This window comes from Sphingobacterium chuzhouense (assembly GCF_014692525.1).
GTDB classification, from domain to species: domain Bacteria; phylum Bacteroidota; class Bacteroidia; order Sphingobacteriales; family Sphingobacteriaceae; genus Sphingobacterium; species Sphingobacterium chuzhouense.
This window is the reverse complement of sequence record NZ_JACNYL010000007.1, coordinates 67,211-88,984: the sequence shown is the minus strand read 5'-3', so window position 1 is coordinate 88,984 and position 21,774 is coordinate 67,211. Positions and strand designations below refer to the sequence as shown.

14 protein-coding genes, 2 tRNA genes and 3 pseudogenes are annotated in these 21,774 nt (G+C 42.5%); 4 read left to right on the top strand and 15 right to left on the bottom strand.

What is annotated here, in order from left to right:
• Window positions 1-7: 7 nt before the first annotated feature.
• Window positions 8-730: a hypothetical protein gene (locus tag H8B21_RS20335; RefSeq protein WP_190315692.1), complete on the bottom strand. Its 723-nt coding sequence runs from the start codon at window positions 728-730 to the stop codon at window positions 8-10.
• Window positions 731-951: 221 nt separating this feature from the next.
• Here H8B21_RS20335 and H8B21_RS20330 point away from each other — a divergent pair, with 221 nt between their 5' ends.
• Window positions 952-1,548: a ribonuclease HII gene (locus tag H8B21_RS20330; protein ID WP_190315691.1), complete on the top strand. Its 597-nt coding sequence runs from the start codon at window positions 952-954 to the stop codon at window positions 1,546-1,548.
• A gap of 45 nt (window positions 1,549-1,593) precedes the next feature.
• Here the strand turns inward: H8B21_RS20330 and H8B21_RS20325 are convergent, their stop codons facing one another.
• On the bottom strand, window positions 1,594-3,729 hold the full coding sequence (locus tag H8B21_RS20325) for a carboxy terminal-processing peptidase (protein WP_190315690.1): 2,136 nt from the start codon (window positions 3,727-3,729) through the stop codon (window positions 1,594-1,596).
• A 279-nt stretch (window positions 3,730-4,008) separates the two neighbouring features.
• On the opposite strand from H8B21_RS20325, the gene H8B21_RS20320 reads away from it, so the two are divergent.
• Both H8B21_RS20320 and H8B21_RS20315 read left to right on the top strand, forming a co-directional pair.
• A complete protein-coding gene (locus H8B21_RS20320; RefSeq protein WP_190315689.1) occupies window positions 4,009-5,130 on the top strand; it encodes a tetratricopeptide repeat protein in 1,122 nt (373 codons plus the stop codon).
• A 416-nt stretch (window positions 5,131-5,546) separates the two neighbouring features.
• Entirely contained in the window at window positions 5,547-6,140 is a 594-nt protein-coding gene (locus H8B21_RS20315) for a hypothetical protein (RefSeq protein WP_190315688.1), read from the top strand.
• A gap of 64 nt (window positions 6,141-6,204) precedes the next feature.
• Here H8B21_RS20315 and H8B21_RS20310 read toward each other — a convergent pair.
• The 12 genes and pseudogenes from H8B21_RS20310 to H8B21_RS20270 form a co-directional block, all read right to left on the bottom strand.
• A tRNA-Val gene (locus tag H8B21_RS20310) sits at window positions 6,205-6,279 on the bottom strand.
• A gap of 12 nt (window positions 6,280-6,291) precedes the next feature.
• Window positions 6,292-6,366, bottom strand: a tRNA-Val gene (locus H8B21_RS20305).
• 201 nt (window positions 6,367-6,567) lie between these two features.
• On the bottom strand, window positions 6,568-8,283 hold the full coding sequence (locus H8B21_RS20300; protein WP_190315687.1) for a GMC oxidoreductase: 1,716 nt from the start codon (window positions 8,281-8,283) through the stop codon (window positions 6,568-6,570).
• Between the two features lie 27 nt (window positions 8,284-8,310).
• On the bottom strand, window positions 8,311-8,793 hold the full coding sequence (locus tag H8B21_RS20295; RefSeq protein WP_190315686.1) for a gluconate 2-dehydrogenase subunit 3 family protein: 483 nt from the start codon (window positions 8,791-8,793) through the stop codon (window positions 8,311-8,313).
• Between the two features lie 21 nt (window positions 8,794-8,814).
• A complete protein-coding gene (locus tag H8B21_RS20290; protein WP_190315685.1) occupies window positions 8,815-10,236 on the bottom strand; it encodes a glycoside hydrolase family 140 protein in 1,422 nt (473 codons plus the stop codon).
• Between the two features lie 33 nt (window positions 10,237-10,269).
• Complete coding sequence (locus H8B21_RS20935) at window positions 10,270-10,638, bottom strand: fibronectin type III-like domain-contianing protein (protein WP_449618951.1); 369 nt, start codon at window positions 10,636-10,638, stop codon at window positions 10,270-10,272.
• 132 nt (window positions 10,639-10,770) lie between these two features.
• A pseudogene (locus tag H8B21_RS20930) lies at window positions 10,771-11,484 on the bottom strand (glycoside hydrolase family 3 protein); the annotation flags it as partial.
• Between the two features lie 120 nt (window positions 11,485-11,604).
• Window positions 11,605-12,252: pseudogene (locus tag H8B21_RS20925) on the bottom strand (glycoside hydrolase family 3 protein); the annotation flags it as partial.
• Window positions 12,253-12,558: 306 nt separating this feature from the next.
• Window positions 12,559-13,185: pseudogene (locus tag H8B21_RS20920) on the bottom strand (SGNH/GDSL hydrolase family protein); the annotation flags it as partial.
• A gap of 56 nt (window positions 13,186-13,241) precedes the next feature.
• Window positions 13,242-15,764 carry a hypothetical protein gene (locus H8B21_RS20280; protein ID WP_190315684.1) on the bottom strand — a complete coding sequence of 841 codons (2,523 nt, stop codon included), beginning with the start codon at window positions 15,762-15,764 and terminating at the stop codon, window positions 13,242-13,244.
• A 6-nt stretch (window positions 15,765-15,770) separates the two neighbouring features.
• On the bottom strand, window positions 15,771-17,252 hold the full coding sequence (locus tag H8B21_RS20275; RefSeq protein WP_190315683.1) for an L-fucose/L-arabinose isomerase family protein: 1,482 nt from the start codon (window positions 17,250-17,252) through the stop codon (window positions 15,771-15,773).
• Window positions 17,253-17,349: 97 nt separating this feature from the next.
• Entirely contained in the window at window positions 17,350-18,552 is a 1,203-nt protein-coding gene (locus tag H8B21_RS20270; protein ID WP_190315682.1) for an MFS transporter, read from the bottom strand.
• Between the two features lie 100 nt (window positions 18,553-18,652).
• Between H8B21_RS20270 and H8B21_RS20265 the strand changes: the two genes are divergently transcribed.
• The gene (locus H8B21_RS20265) at window positions 18,653-19,393 is read left to right on the top strand and encodes a GntR family transcriptional regulator (protein WP_190315681.1); all 741 of its coding nucleotides are present in this window, start codon (window positions 18,653-18,655) and stop codon (window positions 19,391-19,393) included.
• A gap of 1 nt (window position 19,394) precedes the next feature.
• On the opposite strand, the gene H8B21_RS20260 is transcribed toward H8B21_RS20265, so the two are convergent.
• Complete coding sequence (locus H8B21_RS20260) at window positions 19,395-21,773, bottom strand: cellulase family glycosylhydrolase (protein WP_190315680.1); 2,379 nt, start codon at window positions 21,771-21,773, stop codon at window positions 19,395-19,397.
• Window position 21,774: the final 1 nt, after the last annotated feature.

The following is a 21,774-nucleotide window of genomic DNA, read 5'->3' as shown; positions in this document are numbered from 1 at the left end:
TCGTATGCTAATCTATTTTTGCTTCTAAAAGTACCTCCCGGATTCGTATGTCTTTAGATCGAGGTGTGGGCCTGCCGCGATAGGGGCGGTACATTCCACCGGAACGGGTGGACGCGCTTTTCTTCGGTGCCACCAATGGGGTGATGCCATCATGAATCGCCAGCTTTAATGTTGCAAGAGGCTTCGTGTAATCCAGTAAAGACTTAGGAATAACCGCTTCATAATATAATGTTCCTTCGTCCGTACGTATTTTAGCTCTCAAGCCATATTCGTTTTGGAAAGACAAAAGACCACTGGGTATTGTCGGAAAACCGTATACGAAATAACCACGTGAACGCTCAATAAACGCTCTCTTCTCTTCTTCTTCAGAACGATAACCTTCCTGATTTATCGCACGCTTCGCTTCTCTATCAGTATAGGGGTATAAAAATAGTATTTCATCTCTGTTCTTCTTATCAGGAATGACACTGAACACGATGCCGGACAAAATCGCAGAAATATGCAAAGAATAATCCTCCACGCGAATAGCCAGATAGAGATTGGAAGCATCTTGTGCCAATTGGTAGAACCAAAAGCCTTGATCTGCAACATTGTGCAACGTATCCCACTCGCTTAGGTCAGCATCAATCTTTATATCCGATAATGACTGAATGGCTATCTTTTGCTTCTTTTGTGCAAAAGACTGGCTCATACCTACAATTAATAGTATGCCAAGAAAAAATGCTTTCATCGTTAGTTGTTATTCCACTTCATTAAATGCTTTACGTATAGACTCATTGATCATGGCAAAGTAAAAAAGAAGAAATGCTTTTTTATCGAATATCACACACATGTTACATACAGTCCGATTATTTTCATCTATTTATTTCTTTTATGGCCGATGCGAGCTCGAGTAAATCATTTCTTTGTGTGTTAATGCTTATTTACATCTCGGTTTCGTATTTTAGCAGGATGTTATTATCAACTTTTCAGCATGATGTAATGGAGGCAGGTTGTGACGAAGCGGGAAGAGGATGCTTAGCAGGTCCTGTATTTGCCGCTGCCGTTGTCTTTCCACCGGATTATTGCAATGCTTTGCTCAACGACTCTAAGCAGCTTTCGGAAAAGAAAAGAATGGCTTTACGTCCCGTCATCGAGGAAGAGGCTTTAGATTTTGCCGTAGCCAGTGTCTCGGCAGAGGAAATAGATAATATCAACATCTTAAATGCATCCTATTTAGCCATGCATCGCGCATTGGATCAACTCCAAACAAAAGCAGCTTATATCATTGTAGATGGCAACAGGTTCAAAGCATATCAAAATATACCTCATCAGTGTATCATAAAAGGTGACGGAAAATACTTGTCTATTGCTGCGGCCTCTATTTTAGCGAAGACCTATCGTGATGAATATATGCACAATCTTGCAAACGAATTTCCGTATTACGATTGGTTGTCTAACAAAGGGTATCCAACTATTAAACACCGTAACGCTATTTTACAACACGGTATCAGCCCATACCATAGAAAAACATTCCGCGTTACCGACCCCCAATTGAAATTGTTTTAATGACATAAAACAAGTAGAGACGCCGTTTAGCGTCTCTACGAAATTCTATTTCTTTGCCAATTTAGTCTGGCCAAGCCGTATATAATCTGCGATTACATTTAAACTTTCGTCTAAAACAAAATCGAAATCTGTTTTGGGTTGCGGTTCACCCTCTTTCCATAAAGGAAGCCCGCGTAGCTCTAATCCTTTATTAATACGCGCTCTATTTTTAGCTCTGGCCTTCTCCCGCTCCTGCTTTAGCTTGTCTTGGTTTAAGCTAATTTCCTGAATAGAATCCAACTTCTGGAATTCATCGATATCTTCCATAAGATACGCGTACTCAGGTGATTTCTCCATGCGGGATTCGTGAATCCCTTTTAGCTGGTCTTTTAAATTCGTTAAATCCGCGACTGTCGCAAAGTTAGATGGTTTTATCTGATCCCAAGGTAAAGCTGATGGTTCAGAACTTTCTCCGAATTTCTCCGCCGTATACTGTGTCGGAAAGGCAATATCAGGTATCACGCCCTTATGCTGTGTACTGCTCCCCGTTACACGGTAAAATTTGCCCATAGTAATGTTAATCTGACCAAATTCTGGTGCGCCGGTAGGTGTATCCGGATCTTTGTCTAATCCTTTAGCTTTTAATAACAGTTTATTGGTCGCGCTGATAAATTTTGACATATCAATAGCAGACTGTACGGTTCCTTTTCCATAAGACTGCGTTCCCAGCACAATGCCTCGACCGTAATCTTGAATTGCGCCGGCGAAAATTTCGGATGCCGACGCTGAAAAGCGATTAATCAGTACGCCGAATGGTCCATCCCATGCAACGCCAGGATCGTTATCACTATCTACTTCCACGCGATCACGTACGTCACGTACTTGAACAACTGGTCCTTTGTCAATAAACAATCCTGTCAATTCAATAGCTTCCTGCAATGAACCGCCACCATTGTTTCTTAAATCTAACACCACGGCATCTACATTCTCCTGACGAAGGGTATCCAAAATCAGACGAACATCTCTTGTTGTACTTTTGTAGTTCGGATCACGACGACGGTAAGCTTCAAACTCTATGTAGAATTTCGGCAATTTAATAAGTCCTACTTTATAGGTTTTGCCATCTTCTCCCTTAACCTGCTTTATTTCTTTCTGTGCAGATTCTTCTTCAATAATAATCTTATCTCTTTTCAGTGCCACCACTTTTGGCTGCGCGGTAAGTTCTTGCCCCGCCGGAATCACTTTCAGTCGTACGACTGTATTTTTTGGCCCTTTAATCTTTGCAACAGCTGCATCCAAACGCCAACCAATGATATCCTCGAACTCTCCTTCTCCCTGTGCTACGCCAATAATTCTATCGTCCACATTTAAGCTTTTATCTTTAAAGGCTGGTCCTCCGGCAATAATCTCCTTAATCGTGACCATTTCGTTTTCCATCATCAAACGCGCTCCAATCCCTTCAAATGTGTTAGACATACTTTCGTTAAATGCTTGTGCAAACGAAGGGTTATAGTAGGTCGTATGCGGATCAACAGCATCTGTCAAAGCAGTCATGATAAGCTGAAATGCGTCATTAGAATTAGTTTGCTTTGCTTGGCTAACGAGATTCTTGTAGCGTTTGCGCAACGTTTCTTTGTGTTTTTTTACGTCAACAGAATCTTTATCAGTACTCGTCAAGCGTAAATTCAACAAATCATATTTTACCCGCTTACGCCATTGATCCTTTAGTTCGGTATCGTTCTTAAAATAAGGAAGTTTTTCTCTATACGCCACATATTTCTCATCGACATCAAAGTCATGAGGGGCATCTACTTGTGTCAACGCGTATTCCATTGCCTCCAAATAGCGTTGCGAATATACATTGAAAATATAGAATGGAGCCGATAAATCGCCTTTTCTAAAGTCTTGACTTACGGTATTCTCAAATTGTTTGAAATCATCGATATCGGACTGTAATAGGTAATTACGCCCTTGATCCATCGACTTCAATAGGTTTGCGAAAACGATCTGTGATAACGAATCCGTCATCGGTACTTTTTTATAACTATAGTTTTCAAGTAGATTGGCCACTTCGGCTGCAATCACTTCATGCTGTGCCGACGGTTTTAACTGTAACGCTTCTTCATCCAGACTCACACGGGGTTTTGATCCACAAGCTATAAATGAAATTAAAGCCAGACCAAATACGATATTCTTAAACATATAAGATATTTTTTTTAAATACATTTGCAATAATCCTTTTCAGTATCCAAAACTTACAACAAAATTTTGAATGCCATAAAAATACTGAAAACAAAGCATAAAATAATAGGGTCACTAAAATTAACGACCAGAAGCTACTAAGTTAAACATTAATTTACTTTTAAATAACTTAATAAGCGGCGAAATATTGTGTAAAGATTCTATGACGGGTGAGAAAAGACGCGCATTTGTGATTCTCCAAATTAGAACCTAACTTTGTAAAATAGGAAAGGAACGCATATGAAACTCTATCAAAAGAGTCTTTTTAACAATATATTAGGTGTATTCGCTTTGGGACTTAGCTTTACTTCTTCCCAGGCGCAACAGGTTGATGGCGCGTTGGATCCGGCGGGTTATGTTAATAAGTATGACACAGATTTTGACGGTGTAGGGCCTCGGGTATATGTGCTCCCTGCTCCTCGAACCCGAGAAGAGTTGCTCACGGATTCTTACAAAGAGAAAGCGTCTTTTCAAGATAGCATCGACAAGGCGCTTGATTTTCAGCAGTTAATTGCGGAATTTAAAACTACTATCGCTGAAAGAAATGTGCAGTACCTCCTGTCGCCTATGCCGAGTACTGCTTTAGCGTGGAACGAATTGGTGGAGCGGGAAGTGGAACGCGGTAATTACAACGCCGCTTACGGCTTATTACACACTTACGCTTCATTGTCTCTAAAAGAAGGGACTATCTCCCAAACGTTAGGCTTGTTGCAAAGTGCTCTTCAGCATGCACAGAAGACGTCAAACACATCCGATGTCGCCGTCATCCAATATAATCTTGCCAACATTTTTTTGTACGATAAAAATATTCAACAGGCAGGTTACTTTCAAGAAGCTTACTATAAAACGGCTGTTCAACAGAAGAGTATTATCGACCAGGCTAATTCCCTACTGAAAATAGCCTTTATCCAAGCACACGACAAAGATTACCGGTCTGCCGAGAACAACATCATCCGTAAAGCTATTCCATTACTAAATCGAGCGAAGGCTTACGAGCAAAAAATTGTTGCCTGGCAGACGTTGGCCCGGATTTACCAATTACAAAATAAACATACGGAAGCCCAGTGGTTTCTGATCCAAGCCCGCGACCTAGCAAATAGTAAAAACTTCAGTGGAGAGCTTGCTGAAATTGAATATATGCTGGCGTCCTCTAAATTTGTTCAGAAGAATTATAACGTTGCCAAAAAGGAATTCATGCAAGCGGACGAACTAGCAAAATCAGAAGATAATAAACTGCTCCAGTTGGCTATTGCAGACAAGCTGGGCCAGATATATATGACGCAGCGTGATTTCAATAATGCCGAAGCTGCCTTACATGACTATCAGGGTTTGCGGGAAGAGCTTTTTGCTCAAACTCTTTAGGTTAAAGAATGTCACGGCCATCTTATTTTTTGTTTATTTTCCCAAATAGTCGGTAACCTAGACCTATCCGTACATCGATATACGGATAGAAGATTTTCCTACGATTGTCGACAAATACTCGCGATTTGCTTCATTTAATAAAAGGTGAAACTTAGGATTTTGATATACTATCTGTCCCCATTTATTAGAGATTATATAAAGCTTATATAGGGGTTTTATAGAGGGTTGATAGAGGTAAATCACTAATATTACTCTATTTAGACTGTATTTTATTTGTGGATTCTCATCGTAATGATTAGCTTTATTCTAATTAAATAGTACGAAAGTGTACTGATTTTATAAACACCAGTATAAACATTGAATCCTTATGGCAATTCTAAAAGATAACATCATCGGTTCCTTTTCGGGAAAAATAGGTGGCATTTGTGGGTTACCAATTAAATGGACAAACCATCATTCGCGGTCTTCCAGTGCAACCTAAACGAAAACCGAGTAGATTGGCGGCATTAAATCAACAACGTATGAAAGCTGTTTCTCAATTTCTCAAGCCGATTAAACGAATTATTAATTGGGGATATCGTGATATGGCTCCGCCAGGAAGCCGGGTCGGCACTTTCCAACAGGCGCAATCCTATACGTTTAAAAACTCACTGGATTACGACAGCGATAACGATAACGCGCCCTATGTTAACCCCGAAAAGGTGTTGCTATTCCGGGGCGAAGAACCGGCACCGGAAAAACCGCAGGTGAGACGAGAAGGCAAAACATTGGTTTTTGAATGGGAGTCATTTTTTACAACTCCCCAAGATCGCATATTTGTCGCAGCTATTTATGACGGATCCCACCAATACGACTTGTTGCTGACCGGACCCGACCTATCGGTGAAGAAGTATATTTGGGAACCCCAACGCGTTGTTATGGCTGAGGGGAAAATACTCCATGTTTATGTGGGAACAAAAAACATGCTGACGGACAAATTGTCTGATTCGGTGTATCTGGGGGCAGTGTAAGAGATTGGTTATGCGAGACCGCATAAAAAAAGCCCTTTTTTTAAAAAAAGGACTTTTAGGATTGTGGGAGATACTGGGTTCGAACCAGTGACCCCCTGCTTGTAAGGCAGGTGCTCTGAACCAGCTGAGCTAATCTCCCGAGGTTCTTATGTGGAGAATACTGGATTCGAACCAGTGACCCTCTGCTTGTAAGGCAGATGCTCTGAACCAGCTGAGCTAATTCTCCAAGCCTTTTGCTTATAGCGTGTGCAAATATAGGGGTAAAATCTGATTTGCAAAATTATTTTTTCATATTTTTTACACTATGATATCAATCCTTTAGTTACCAATTATATAGATTTCCCATCTATTTTGATTAAAACAATTACACCTTAATCACACGCTTTCCTATGATTCGTATTCTTTATAACAATATTGTTCTTATTGCTTACAAAACACCTTTTTTCATTAACATCAACGCATGATTAACGGCTCTAGCTGTCAATGCCATGTAAGTCAGCGAGGGGTTCTGTGTAGCAGTGGACGTCATACAAGCTCCGTCTGTTACAAATACATTTTCACAGCTGTGTAGTTGGTTCCATTTATTGAGTAGGGAAGTTTTTGGATCATGCCCCATACGCACGCCGCCCATCTCGTGGATATCATTTCCAGGTCGGCGATCATCATTTCTTGTTTTGACATTCTGAAAGCCTGCCGCATCAAACATCGCCGTCATTTGCTCAAAATAGTCTGTTCGTATTTTCCAGTCATTGTCGTCGTATGCCACATCGATATGCAACAATGGAACACCCCATTGATCCTTTTCTGCTGTATCGAGCCACACTTTATTGCTTTCTTTAGGAATAGTTTCGGCCATCATATGCGAACCTACCCGCCAATTTCCCAGTTTTGGATGTAGTAATTGATCTTTCAGTGATACGCCGACACCGGAAGTATCCGTAGATGGGGTCCTGCTAGCACTAAATGTCGCCGCCCAGCCCCTTAGAAAATCGGTTTCCTGCTTGTAGATGTTACGGAACCGAGGAATATACCCCCCTCCTGCCGGATTCCGCCCATCTGTACGATATTCCAACTCGCCGTCGTATTCACCGGTTATGACAGCGGTGTAACTATGGAACCCAATATACTTACCAAGCAATCCATTATCGTTGCCCAATCCGTTAGGAAAACGGCTTGAAGTCGAATTAAGAAGAATGAGGTTGCTGTTCAAGGCGGAGGCATTGACAAAAATTACCCGGCTGTAGAAATCGATTACTTCCTTGGTATTGGTGTCAATTACCCGCACACCTACCGCCTTGCCCTTCTGCTCATCATATATAATGGATTCCACGACAGAAAACGGTCTAAGCGTCATATTACCTGTTTTCTCTGCCCACGGCAATGTAGACGCGTTGCTACTAAAATATCCGCCAAAGGGGCAACCTCGCTGGCAAAGGACACGATTTTGACATTGGACACGTCCCTGTTCCAAATGGATCGGTGCTGGCTGAGATAGATGGGCACATCTCGCACTTATTACATAACGATTATCGTATTTTGATGCTACGATATTTTTAAAATGATTCTCTACAGCATTTAACGGATATGCAGGCAAAAACTCCCCGTCAGGAAGCTCAGCCACACCATCCCGGTTACCTGCGACACCAATGAAGCGTTCTACATGGTCATACCACGGGGCGAGATCACGATAGCGTATCGGCCAATCCACAGCGAACCCATCTCTGGCCGGCCCTTCAAAATCAAAATCACTCCACCGTTGCACTTGTCTTGCCCATAAAAGAGACTTTCCTCCTACCTGATATCCCCGAATCCAATCGAACTCTTTTTCCTGAATGTAGGAGTGTTCATCGTCCTTCACAAAAAAGTGTGCGGAATCTTCCCGATAAGCATAGCAGCGATTGGCAATCGGATTCTTTTGCTTATCTTCATAAGGCATTTCCAACCGATGCTCAAACTCATAGGGATACATGTTGGTTGTAGGATAGTCCTTTACATGCTTTACATCCCGTCCTCTTTCTAAAACGAGTGTCCGTAGTCCCTTTTCACAGAACTCCTTGGCCGCCCATCCGCCGCTAATTCCCGATCCGATGACAATAGCATCAAAAGTGCGTTCCTTTATGCTATCTATGTTGATATTTGCCATTCCTTAAATTAGTTCCTTTGTATTTATTCAAACTTTTGCATATCCATTATATCGTCCTGGAACTAGTTCGTATATCAGCTTGTTTTTCATTACATACGCTGAATTCAAATATCCCTGTATAACTCTCCTTTTTGTCATCATAAAAAAGTCGAATAGTGGATGTTCCTTGTCTTGTTCGATCTTCACCAAATAAGATTGCCCTAAAGAATTATTCATCTCCTGATCCCAATCCTTCAGCCCTTGGACAAAAACCTGCTGGTCTCCCTCGTTATGGCAATCGTCGATCATTTTTAGTACAAAAAGGTGTAGATGAAGTGCTTTTCCTCCCGGACTATCAGTTTCGGGTATAATGGATTCTACTATTTCGGCAAGGAGGTTTTCTTGCTCAGCATTAATATACAGTTTACGCAGGGCGATAGAAGCTTTATTCGCCCCTCCCCAACATGATGGAAACAGTACTATTCCCCCTGCTATGAAAAATAATTGCTTTAAAGCTGTTCTACGTTGCATATTTTGATTCTTTGAAAAACGCTACTTCTTTAATTCCAAAATTAGAACACAATCATCTGCCGCAGCAGGTGGAATAAACGCTACTGGCCCATTTGATATTACTTTTTCTTCATGTTGTATCTCACCATTACGAGGATCAAACCAACTGACTTTATAAACGGTATCGGCAGATAAAGACAAATTCAACACAATCACCTGACTAACTGGTGTGTATACATATATACAGGACTTATCGGCGTTCGTCGCTGCCCGGATATGCGAGGCACCGGACCTATTAACCCCATAAATCAATGATTGATCCGGAACCAAAGTAGAAAAATCCCAATTTTCCATAAAAAATCGAAGGTGCTTTATCTGCTCGGCGCCTGGTCTTGTGAGTGCTTCACGCCAGGTATACAAACTGGGCACTACGTATTCTTTTCCGGTATCTACAAATTGCCATACGGCATTATTTCCATAACTGAATCCCATTGCTCCCGACAAAAGTCCCCAATATGCCTGTTGGCGCACGTCTTTATCGGTAAAAAATCCTGCCTCGAAATAATCTCTGTCTATGATTATACCCGACGTATCGAATACCGATCCGATAAGTTCCTCTGATGGCCTTTTTGATAAGTATTCCCAGAACTTTATAGGAATATCTTCGTAGGCCGGCTCCGCATCAAGAAATGGTTTTTGTGGATCTAACAAACGGTGTGCCTCTGCGTATTGATAGCCGGGCATCGATCGGCGGGCGTGACCTGTTTGGTACATATTAAAATCCAACCAAGTAGATTTATGAAACCAATAAGCAGAACTGCTTTCGCCAGCCGGGTGGTAGCTCATCAATTGCTTATCATCATTGCCTGCCCGAATCCCTTCCGCTAGCTTATCCCAGATAAGCTTTGCTTGACCATTATCCACATTACGGTCTCCTCCGAGTACCCAGATAATTGATTTATCCTTATAGCGATCACCAAGAAAGTTACCGTATTGATAGGCATTTTGAGGGGTGAAGATATAGGGGCGTTTACCGTCCCTTGCATTTTGAACATTATTCCCCCAAGTAGGAAGTACTGCTAAACGAAGCCCCAAACTTTGTGCTTTATTGATGACATAATCCACATGTTCAAAGTATCGAAGATTAGGCTTAGCCGGATTCTGTCCATGCAAAGGAACTTCACCGTAAGCATTGGATACCGTTAATCCTTCATGTTCCGCTAATATTACCGTATAGATAACGGTGAATCCTTGTTTCATCCGCACGGTTAAATATTCATCTACTTCTTCTCGGTTCAACTTATGAAATAGCTCCCATGCGGTGTCGCCAATCCATATAAACGGCTTTCCATCCGATGTTTGTAAATAGCTTTTCGATGGTGCCACAGTCAGTTGCTGCGCAATTCCTATTTGCAAGTGGATAAAGCTCAGCATCCAGATAAAGGTCCAAACCGATTTCATCATGAACATTATTTTTGATTCACTACCCGTCTATTATTACTTACTTGACCGCAATGTATTTATCGGCACCTGCGGAACCAACGATTTACTTACTTTTTCCGTTATCTGCGATTTCGCTAAGTGGAATTTGCCATTTGCTACTATAGTATCGGAGGATACCGCTATTTTCAAATCATAAATACCCTTTTCTGCCACCCAAGCAGAGGCGTCCGTATCAAAAGAAGAAAGCATACGGGGGCTAATTTCAAAACGAAGCGTTTCTCGTTCACCGGGTTGCAACAATCTCGTTTTCGCAAAAGCTTTCAGTTCCTTTTCGGGATGCTCCAATTTACCTGACGGTGCCGTGGCATATACCTGAACGACCTCTTTTCCCGGATATCGACCCGTATTCTCCACCGTAACCATTAGTGTTGCGTTTCCCCCTTTTCCTTTTTCAATTTTGAAATCAGTATAGGTAAACGACGTATACGAAAGCCCAAAACCAAAGGGAAACGATGTTGGAACACGAAATGTATCATAATATCGGTAACCTACATAGATATCCTCTTCGTAAACAACTTCTGTTGGATTCTCGGAAGGTGTTCCGGGGAAGTTTTTTGCAGACGGAGCATCGGCATAACGCACGGGAAATGTTGTGGAAAGTTTTCCCGAAGGGGTGAATTTACCACTGACCAAATCGGCAACAGCATGCCCGCCCTCCTGACCAGATTGCCAGGTCAACAATATACCATCTACCTTATCTTTCCACGATGCCGTTTCCACAACTCCGCCCACGTTTAGCAGAACAACTACCTTTTTCTGTTGCGCATGGTAAGCGTTTGATACGCGATCGATTAAAGTTAATTCCTCCGCTGTTAGATGAAAATGATCGACATGACGATCACCGCCTTCACCAAAGATGCGCATAATCGTGATAATGGCCATATCGGTTTCCTTAGCGCTTCTTTCGATTTCACGATTATCCCACTCTAATTCACTTAAAATGCTATCCCTTGGGGGCATAGCCGTTATCAAACTATCCGCCTTATCCGACAGGGGCTTTCCTTTTTCCAGATGGGTCGTATATTTTCCTTCTAAAACCGGATCCAGTCCAAATCCCGCTGTTTTCAATCCTTCAGCAACAGACACGGCATGCTCATAATTGACCGCTCCACTCCCTGTTCCACCGGGCAGATTTTTGTAGCTATAATTGCCAAACAATCCTATTGATGTAGATCTGGCTTGGATAGGCAACGTATTTCGTTCGTTTTTTAACAAAACCATACTCTCCCGCGCTACCCGTCGTGCAATTTCCTTACTCTTTTCAAAATCAGGCTTCTCCGTATAGGGATAATCTTTTACCGTACCTGTTTTTAATGCTACGTTGAGTATATTTTCTATATTTTGGTCGATCACGTCCATGCTTAGATTTCCCTTACGCAGAGCATCTGCAATCGTATCTGTCCATACTTGTAGCCCGGGCATCAGCAAATCATTATGTGCTTTCATCTGTTCGACCGGATCGTCGCCTCCATACCAGTCCGTTAGCACAAAACCATCGAATCCCCATTCTTTTCTCAGGATATCGACGAGCAATTCTTTACTTTGCGGCGTGTACACGCCATTTATCTTATTATAAGAGGACATGACCGTCCAAGGCTTTGCCTCCTGTACGGCAATACGATATCCCTCCAAATATATCTCCCGCAATGCGCGCTCTGATACAATGGTATTGATATACCGTCTACTCGTTTCTTGATTATTGGCTGCAAAATGTTTTATAGAGGCTCCTACTCCTTTGGATTGTATTCCTTGAACGTACGCCGACGCCATCTTACCCGTCAGCAAGGGATCTTCGGAATAATATTCAAAACTCCTACCGCCTAGTGGATCCCTGTGAATATTCATGGCGGGAGCCAATAAGATATCCACGCCATATTCAAGCGCTTCATGTCCCATGGCTTCGCCTATTTCCCTAGAAAGCGAAGTATCCCACCCGGAAGCCACTAACGTGGCAACTGGAAAAGCCGTAGCGTAATACGTTTGGCCGTCACCTGAACGTCTTGGCGCAATACGTACACCTGCCGGCCCATCAGACAGATAAATGGGTGGTATACCTAAATGCAGAAAAGGATAGGTATATCCCCCGACAGCTACAATATTTTTTTGTCTTTTGCCCGGCAAAGCGGTGGGATAGATCTCCCGACGTTTTGCCCCCGTCACCATCAATGCTTTCTCGTCTATCGTCATCGCCGCGATGACATCTTTTAAGGGATCCACACCAAATTGCGGATACTTCTGTTGGGCGAAAAGCTTAAATATTTCATTTGCGATCAACTCGTGCCCCAAACGGTTGGGATGATTAACATGTGACATAAACGGTTCTATGGTTCCATTCTCTTTAAACACAGCTTCAAAAGCAGCGTAAGAATCTGCAACGGGCAGTCCATATTTTGCCGCCAGCTTTCTGATCTGCTGGGCATGCTTGCTCAGCAGATTTTCCGTATTCCCCATATCTTGTCGCTGGTCCGGAGACGGCGTTAACAGCACGACCGATATATTATTTAATTTCGCCTCCTCAATCATCTGCGCCCAAGCCGCTTCCGAGCGTTCCAATCCTAATCCTAAATCATTTAGAGCATAATCAATGAAGATAACATCTGGTTGGTGTGGCAATACATCTGTCGCGAATCTGGCGGCACCTTTTTCGGCATGTTCTCCACCAATCGCGGTAGTAATGATGTTAATGACCGCTTTCGGATATACTTTTTTCAGTAAGCCAAGTAAGATGTAAGGATAAGAATCCAAGGTATGTACCTCTTGATTTGACCAATAACCGGACGGAACGGAATGCCCGTGGAAAACGAGATTTATGGTTCGGTTATGCGGAAAGACCTTCGCCAGCTCTTGTTTCAATACCCCTAGATTATCTGCAGTATCTTTTTGTGCATTGGCATGGATGGCCAAGCACATAAAGAGACAAAATGTATAAAAAAATATTTTCTTCAGCATTGTATGTTAATTTTTAATCACCATGCGACGGTAACATGCCCTGTCACATCTTTGATTACAAAATGGTGCCCGTATTTAGGGTCTCCCAATTCAAACGTTTGATGTCCCGTCTTCCATGGATAGCCTGCGTTGAGGTACGCTCTAAAATTTTCGGCAGTGATATTCTCTTCCGGATAAATTCGAAGCGTCGCGTTCTTCAATCCAGCTATCCGAATTCTTCGGCTGATTCCCAATTCGCCCGAATGCATCTCTTTAGATGATACGATGCCGTCCTCTTGTTCTACAAAAACACGAACTTCATGATGCCAAGCGGTCGGGAATTGATAGGTGGTCATACCATTTTCTATTTTGCTATCATATCCATGTAATATGGGCGCTCCTTGTGGAAATTTAAATTTCTGTACCACGGTTGTATTGGGCGCATACCCCGAAAAGAAAAAGCCGTTGTGACTGCGGGCAATACTGAGCATCGGGCTCTTGATCGAAAGATCGTCCTTTTCAAATGAAAACAAATAATCAAATTCTTTCAAGGCGTGGCGCGCCAATTTTGGACTAATCGCCCATTTTTGTGGATCATCTGGGCGTAAAAGCATACCCCCTTGGAAACTACTCGAATTTGTTCCTCTTATATACACCACTTTACCACCCTTCCAATCCGGCAGTGATCTCGACCATACTTGGTCCCGCTCCTCATTTCCCTGTATAACATGCGCCAAACGCTTCGTATACGAATCTTTCGTATGGGCAATAACGGTGCGCATACTACCGCCGGAGAATAGCGGATTATGGTGGATATTCGTAGGTATATCGTGCTGTACCTTATCGAGTTCGATATGGCTAACTAAGCGAAAATTGCCTTCTAATCCGCTAATATTTTTAAGATTCAACAAGTCTTTAAAAGCGTCACTGGCTCGATCCGCAGGTCCATATACCATAACTTGTCCGCCGTTTTTAATAAACGCTGTCAACGCGTGTTCCTGTTCGGAACCGGCGTCGGGAACAATGGTCAGTATAACGGACTCTCGGTAATAGTTGGGATCCGTCTTCAACAACTTCGCAAAATTGGTTGTAGAAGTGATCGTGTTTAACGGCAAACCGTGGTTGATCGCCTGTCTGATAAACCAATCGCCATAGTATATTTCCGGCAACAGCTCTTGCTGCTCTTTTGCCCAATCGTGATATTCATCAAACGGATATACCCATACCAACGGTCCCGCAGCAGTTGGCGAATCTTCTCGTCCCCTTAAAATATGGGGAATGACTTCATTTGGAACGACATCCGGAATGTCTCCGAAGGAATCATCGATCGTCAAAAAGTTCAAGGTAGTAGGAAGTCCGACTTGGCCTTTTTCGTCAATCCGGGCGACGGACATCGGCATATAGATATCGTGCGGAAAACGCCCATATCTGTCCAGCCAAGGACTATTTAGCCACCAAGGATCATGCGTATAAAACCGATAGACGTAACGATTGTCCGGCAGATCGGCAATATGGGACATATATCCTACCATCTCCAATCCAAAATCCCCATCAATGGCTGCCCAAGGAGAATTTGGCGGCGGTAAGATATCGAATCCAGACTTATATATGGCGCGCAAATCCACGCCATCCCGTGCCAAATCGATGCCGGTGGAAAGGTTGGAACCCCTAGTCTGGATTTCGAAATCAGGGCATTCTTTGCGGAATAGCGTCCAAAAATCAATAATCTTTTGGCGTGTATCTTCCAGTTTTTCTTCCAAAAAGCCTTCTCCCGTAAAAACCGCGCCAGTGGAAGACCACGGCTCTACACCAAATCCGAAACCATTACTTAACCAGAGGAAATCAAAGTTCAAATCTTGTAGGAAATGTTGGCTTTGCTTACCAAAAAAAGTTCCAAATGGCGTTTGATCTGGTATTCCATTGGGATACGCCGCGTACGAGACATCATCTGCATGTAATACCGCATAACAACTGACAAATGATTTGTGACCCATAGCGTTGCCTTCCAGTATTTCAGGATGTCGCACATATTTAAATTCAGATTTGGCAAATTCGGGACCGGGATCAAACGTCGCACCTATTTTTATCGCTTTACCCGTTAATTTTTCCCCTTTTTCGCGCAGGATCTCGATAATCAACTTCAGATCCGCATAGGAAAAATCGGGTGGATTTTCCATATAAAGGTATGCGCGCTCATGCAGAGAGAGCTCCTTGGGACCTGCACCTACTTCATGATTCGTGTTGGGATTTCCGATGTACTTCGCCCACTCTAAAGATTGATCCAGTTTTCCGGTATATTCCAATATTTCTGAACCATCGGATATCCATAGCATAATAGAAACGGTATCTGTATGAACCAATAAATTCCCCCATTGCCTAAACATGTGTTCTGCCACCTGCTCGATATACGCTCGATCTTTCTGCTTAAATGGTTTCAACGATGTCTCCAACGTGATATTTTGAAACTTTACAGGCTCTTTGGGATACTTCTCCAGCCAGGAAACAAATAGCATGTAGAGCGGAAATAGTACCAACGTCAGATAAATTTTTGACCCCTTCATCTTATCTTATTTTACAAAAACAGTTTCTATATTAAGGTATCTTCCGATCTTTAGGATGGTGTCTGCATGATGCCCTATGCCCAGCGCAAAATGATGCGTGGGCCCTTCGGCAACCCAATTTTTTAAAAATTGGCGTATATCATCTCCAAAGAATCCACGTGTATTGGTATTACCCGTCGGCGGTATAGGCCCTGCAACAGATTCACCTTCCGCTACAATGAATTTGAAGCGCCCATCAAATGTCGAGCTGATGCTTAACATCGTAATCGGCCCTTCTTTAATTTTAAATTCTACGCCTGCCCCAAACCCCGGTTTACCATGATATTTTTTTAGGCTTCTTAATACCGGCTTACCCTCTGCAATCGTAACATTGTGTGGTCCATCATGACCAACCAACACAAAATTTTCGTTGAAATCTACTGGATGAAATTCCGCAAAACTACCGCCAATACCCAATCGATCCATCACCATCATGGCTATACAGGTTTTAAGATCAGATTCGCCACACATCGGGAACCCTGCTGCAGTAAGAAGAGAGTTTCCGACAATCAAGTTTGACATGACGAGTTGCTCCGTACTTTGTGCTGCACCTTCATAATAATAAGCCAGGCCATCTAGTTTCTTCGTCGCCACAAAAGCTTTCAACGCTAACGATACTCTTGCTGCTACTTCCAGATCGGCAGGTTTAAGCTTATCCGATATCGGATCGGAAACCGGATCCGGGGTATCGAAGAAATCCAGTATAAATTCCTTTTCTCTTTCCAGATCAATCACATCGACCTCCTGATATTGCTGAATAATCTCATGCGATTCACATTGCACCACATGCAAGCCGAAATGGGCTGTCAGCATGGTGGAGTCTGTATGCATATCCAACATCGCTTCAATGGGATGTCCGATATGCCCAATCCGAGCGTTCTTCAAGCTATGCAATACATTGGCAATGCGACAGTATTTACCAATCTCTTCGACGGCTTCTGCATCATCATATAGCGTCCCGATAATGACATCAGGTACCGGACGCCCTAACCGCACGGCTACTCCTGTAAATTCCGGCAACGAACAAATATCGTCGTTAAAAAGCTGCTTATAGGTAGATGCCTGTTCGTAATTGAGTGCCTTATCCGGCTGTAGTGCCACCAAGATTAGTGGTACTTGGACGTTCTTTACTATTGCTCCGAAGGTACTCGAAGTAGCATAAGTAAGCATATCGCAAAAAATAAGATCCAGATCGGCGCCTAAGAGCCGGGGCACAAGATCATACGCCGATTGCGCATCGTCTACCATGCCGAAGTCGACAACTTCAACATCAAATTGTTCAACCATGTTCATAAACACGGCTTGCTTCTCCTGCATATCAGCAAGCAGCCCATCAAATTGTGCCCAATATTTAACATATCCTACACCAAAAACTCCGATACGCGCCTTGCCTACTTTCTTTGATAATGGTTTATAGAAGGCCGTACTTGAATCCAATTTTATTTCCATAATTACAGTTTATACTTAACGCACTAAGTTATTTCACTTCAAACATAATCATTAAATAACTATTTCACAAAAAAAATCAAACTAATTTATTCCTGCATTAAAACAATGCTTTTATCCGGGGTATAAATACCAAAAAGAGGAGAAAACCTAGGGGGTACATCAACCCTGCTGTAACCCATAATGGCGTATACGAATAACGTGTCACGATTTCTCCGATAAAAGGGTTTATCAACAAACTGGACAATGCACCGGCGGTGCCGGACAACCCCACGACGGTCGATGTCGCCCTACTTCCGAAAATATCGGAAATAGCGGTAATATAATTCGTGATCCAAAATCCATGCGCAAATAGCAATAATGTTAGTAGTGCTATGGCAAGCTGATAAGACCCAACAAACGCAATAAACGGTGCACAGAGGGTCAATCCTGCCGCTATTCCCATAACCCATTTCCTTGCTTTATTGATGGAAATACCTCGCTGTATCAATTTGTCAGATATCCAGCCGCCAAAGATGTTCGAAATTCCGAGTGCCAAAAAAGGAATCCAAAATAAATCGCCGATACGTTCAAACGACATCCCTCGGTATTCGCTTAGGTACTTAGGCACCCAAAACATTAAGAAATAAAGAACCGGATCAAGTAAGAAGCGGATACTGACAAAAACCCATAAATATTTGTTTTTCAAAATGCTTGCAAAAGGAACTGCGTTCGATATAATCTTTTCCTTTTGATTCCCCAGATACTTTTTCCAAGGGATCAGAAACCAGCTAACAACCCAAATCATCCCGACGATAGCCGGAATAATAAAGCTTGCTCGCCAACCAAAGCTAGAGGCTACGTAGATGGTTAAAGGTGGCGCCAAAACGGCACCGATTGCTGATCCACCGATGGCAATACCGTTAGCCATACCCCGCTTCTTTTCGTCGAACCATTCATAAACGACCTTCGCCGCTCCGGGAAAACACCCGCCTTCCCCGAAGCCCAGAAGAAAACGGAAAGCAATTAACTGGTAGAAGTTCTGCATGACCCCATGCAGAAAACAAGCGATAGACCAGATCAATACCGCTAGTCCCAAACCAATTTTTCCACCGACGGTATCGATAATACGCCCCCCTACGGTAAACATTAATGCATAACTGACCAGAAAACTCGTGTTTATCCAACCATATTGTACATCTGTAATGTGGAATTCCTCCTGGATTTTAATTATCGTCATGGACAAGACTTGCCTATCCAAAAAATTTAACCCCGTCGCAATAAAGACCAGGACCAACACTAACCAAGCTATTTTATTCTTCATCTTGTTAACGCATTAAGTTGCGGACTACCAAACATAGTGAACACATTTGTTACACAAACTAATTATTTTATATTTGTAGCAAAATCGTTTTATATTATATATGGATCCCAAATTTATTCTCATCAGCGAAGAAATTATCAAACGAATCAAAGAAGGCGATTTAGCGCCCGGCGATAAGGTTCCTTCGGAAAATGAGTTAATCAAAACCTTCAAAGTCAGCAACACAACGGCACGGAAGAGCCTCTTAAATTTAGAGACACTTGGTTGGGTACGTCGAATTAAAGGCAAAGGCACATTTGTGCTTAATCGCACCGGTGACCATAAAATTGTTCGCACATTGGGTTCGGTCGAATCCACGCGGAGAGGATTCAATGAAAGTTTATCGCAAGAAGGGTTCGAGCCTAAAAATATTGTCATTGAAAAAACGATATTACAAGAGGGTATTTCTACCATGATTCAACATAAACAACTGACGCTCGAAGGTCCGGTTTTGAAGATCCGTATCCTTCGCTACGCTGACGACGATATCTTGAAAGACGAGACCCGATATATATCCCTTAAGCACTGTCCAAAAATTGAACGCATATCGCCCGAAATTTCTTTTTTCAAAACATACGAGCAAACCTATCATATTAAAATAAAGACGATAGAGCAAACACTTAAGACAACAATATTTGACACCAGCACACCGGATAACTACTTTGAGAACGACAAACCTCTCCCTATATTTATCCTGGATGGAGCTGTTATAGCGGAGGATGGAAACATTATTGAAATAGAACATTCTTTTTATAGCGGCGATAAGTACCAGTTTGGCATTATCGCGCACCCTAATTACTAAATCACTTACCATTGACTTTCAAGTATTTTAAGAGTACTTTTAGCTGCGGACGATCTATCCCATCTCTTGGTTCTATTGCTAATTTGTACTTATTCCACCAAGGTCCGGCAGCCCAGTATGTTCCATTCACGCCATTATCTTTGAGGTAGTTCAGCATATTATCAAGCGTTACCAACCAACGGGGATCATCATCCGGAACACCGTATTCCCCGACAAAGCCTTTTAAATTATTTTCTTTCAGCCATTCTACAAACGGGCGTGCCCGAACAATACCTGTTTCTGGCGTTGTCCCTTCCTCATCATAGGTGCCTTTATACGTTCCGGAAGCGTCTTTATCAAAATAAAGATGACCTTCAAAAATCAGATTAGCGGATGGGTCTACCAAGTCTTTTAGATTTCCACTGGCTTGTTGCCAACGGTATGTCGAACTCCAGCTATCACCTCCTACCATAATCGGTGTATCCATATCCATTTCCCGGATTTTAAAAATAGCCCGTTGCGCTATATTAAACCAAGGTATGGAATCTAACATGCCGTGTGGTTCGTTCATTAATCCGTATGCCCAAATATTTTCTTTCGTTCGAAATTGTTCTGCAAGTTTTCCCCAGACATCTTCAAAGTGTTTAATAGGCAGATTGGCTGAGCCGATAATTTCCCGGGTACCATTTACAAATCGACGTCCATAATTATGCATATCCAAGATAACCCAGAGGTTTCTCTCCCGTGCGGCGTCAACAAAAGCCATCATTCTTCCTAATTCTACTTCGTCTAATGCGCCATCTAGCTCGTGTTGTATCCGTTCCCATAAAAATGGCAGACGGAAGAGGGTTAATCCTTTTGATTTGAAGTAATCCAGTTCAGCAACGGTGGGATATGTATAATCACGATTGTAAACACCAGGAGTTTTCTGATGCGCAAATTCAGCTCCTGCTAAATTTACCCCAAAAGGAGCTTCACTACGATCTGGCATATCTAAATCCGCCTTTGCCAACCGAAAGCGGTGCGATTGCGGCTGATTAAGCTGATATATTGCTTCTGGTAAAGTGTTCGCTTGCTTTTCCAAATCCATCTGTTGGGGTTTGTTTTTCAAATATGCCTCAAATATGCTATGGAATGTTTCGTAGCGGGCATCTTTTGACACCTGTAAAAAAGAAAGGTATTCCGAAATAAATGTTTTAATCGGCTCGAAATCTCCACCCCACAGTTCTTTGGGAAGATAACTAAATTCTACAAATTTAATTTCTCTCAACTGCCGCTGCACGTTACGATAAGCTACCGCTTCCTTAAAGACTTTTAACGCTTGTTGATACTGGGGCGTATTTTTTCTCTCTGCCAAGTTTATACCTTTCGCCAATTCCTCCTGTGTAAAATTGCTGATGAGGATATCATCGATCGTAAGCGTATACACGCCCTCCTCCAAATCTTTTACCTGTAATAATTGTGTATTGAAATCGTCTACAAAAGGGACAAGGGTCAATGCTTTTTCTGCTTCGGGAGGTACGGGAAAAGGCAGCCTTTCTTCCAGATAATCAAATGTCAGCTCGTCTTCCTGCATGTTTAAATTACTGACTGTACCATATTTAACATCCGTTATGCTACCTTTATCAATTGTAAGTGATGACACGTTATTGGGGGTATCCATCGCTTTAAGGAAAGTATAGGCCATCACAAAATGTCCCGGCGGGCCCGGATGAACCCTATCTTGACCGACGATGGTGGATTTAACATCCGTTTGTTGAAGATTAGCGTTGACTTCATGCATAATCGTCCAGTAGTCGATTACCATGACCTTGTGTTTCTTGGCTAGCTTATCGATGATTTTACCGCATTTTTCCAACGCACCATTTACGCCCACCAAGTTGACAGCAGTCAAATCTCCGGTTTGATCATAGATACTCGGTTTCTGTAAGATAATATTCGTTTTTGTCCGTTTTAAACGCGTCAAAAATGAATCGTAATACGATTCAAAATCTTTCAACGCTCTCTCCTTCCGTTGCTGAATATCAGGTTCAGCTTGTTTCTCCGGCGTGTACAATCCACGGTTGACATCATTCATCCCCGCCATTACGATAGACCAGCCTGCTTTATGCGGAATAATATCGGCATCCATCCTGCGCAGGAAACTATTGGCGTTGTCGCCTTTAATCCCCAGATTGTAAAATGTGACTTTCTTGTCTGGAAAACGGGTTGCATAATACAGCAGAATATAGTGGTGAAAATCGCCGTTATGGGTAATGCTGTTTCCGATAAACGCAATCTTATCACCCGATTTAAATAGGATGTCCTCCTTGTTTTGTGCATAAGCATTGCTGATAAAGGTTATTAACAACACCCATACGAGCATCATATTGGAACCGTATTTTATATGCAAATACTTCATC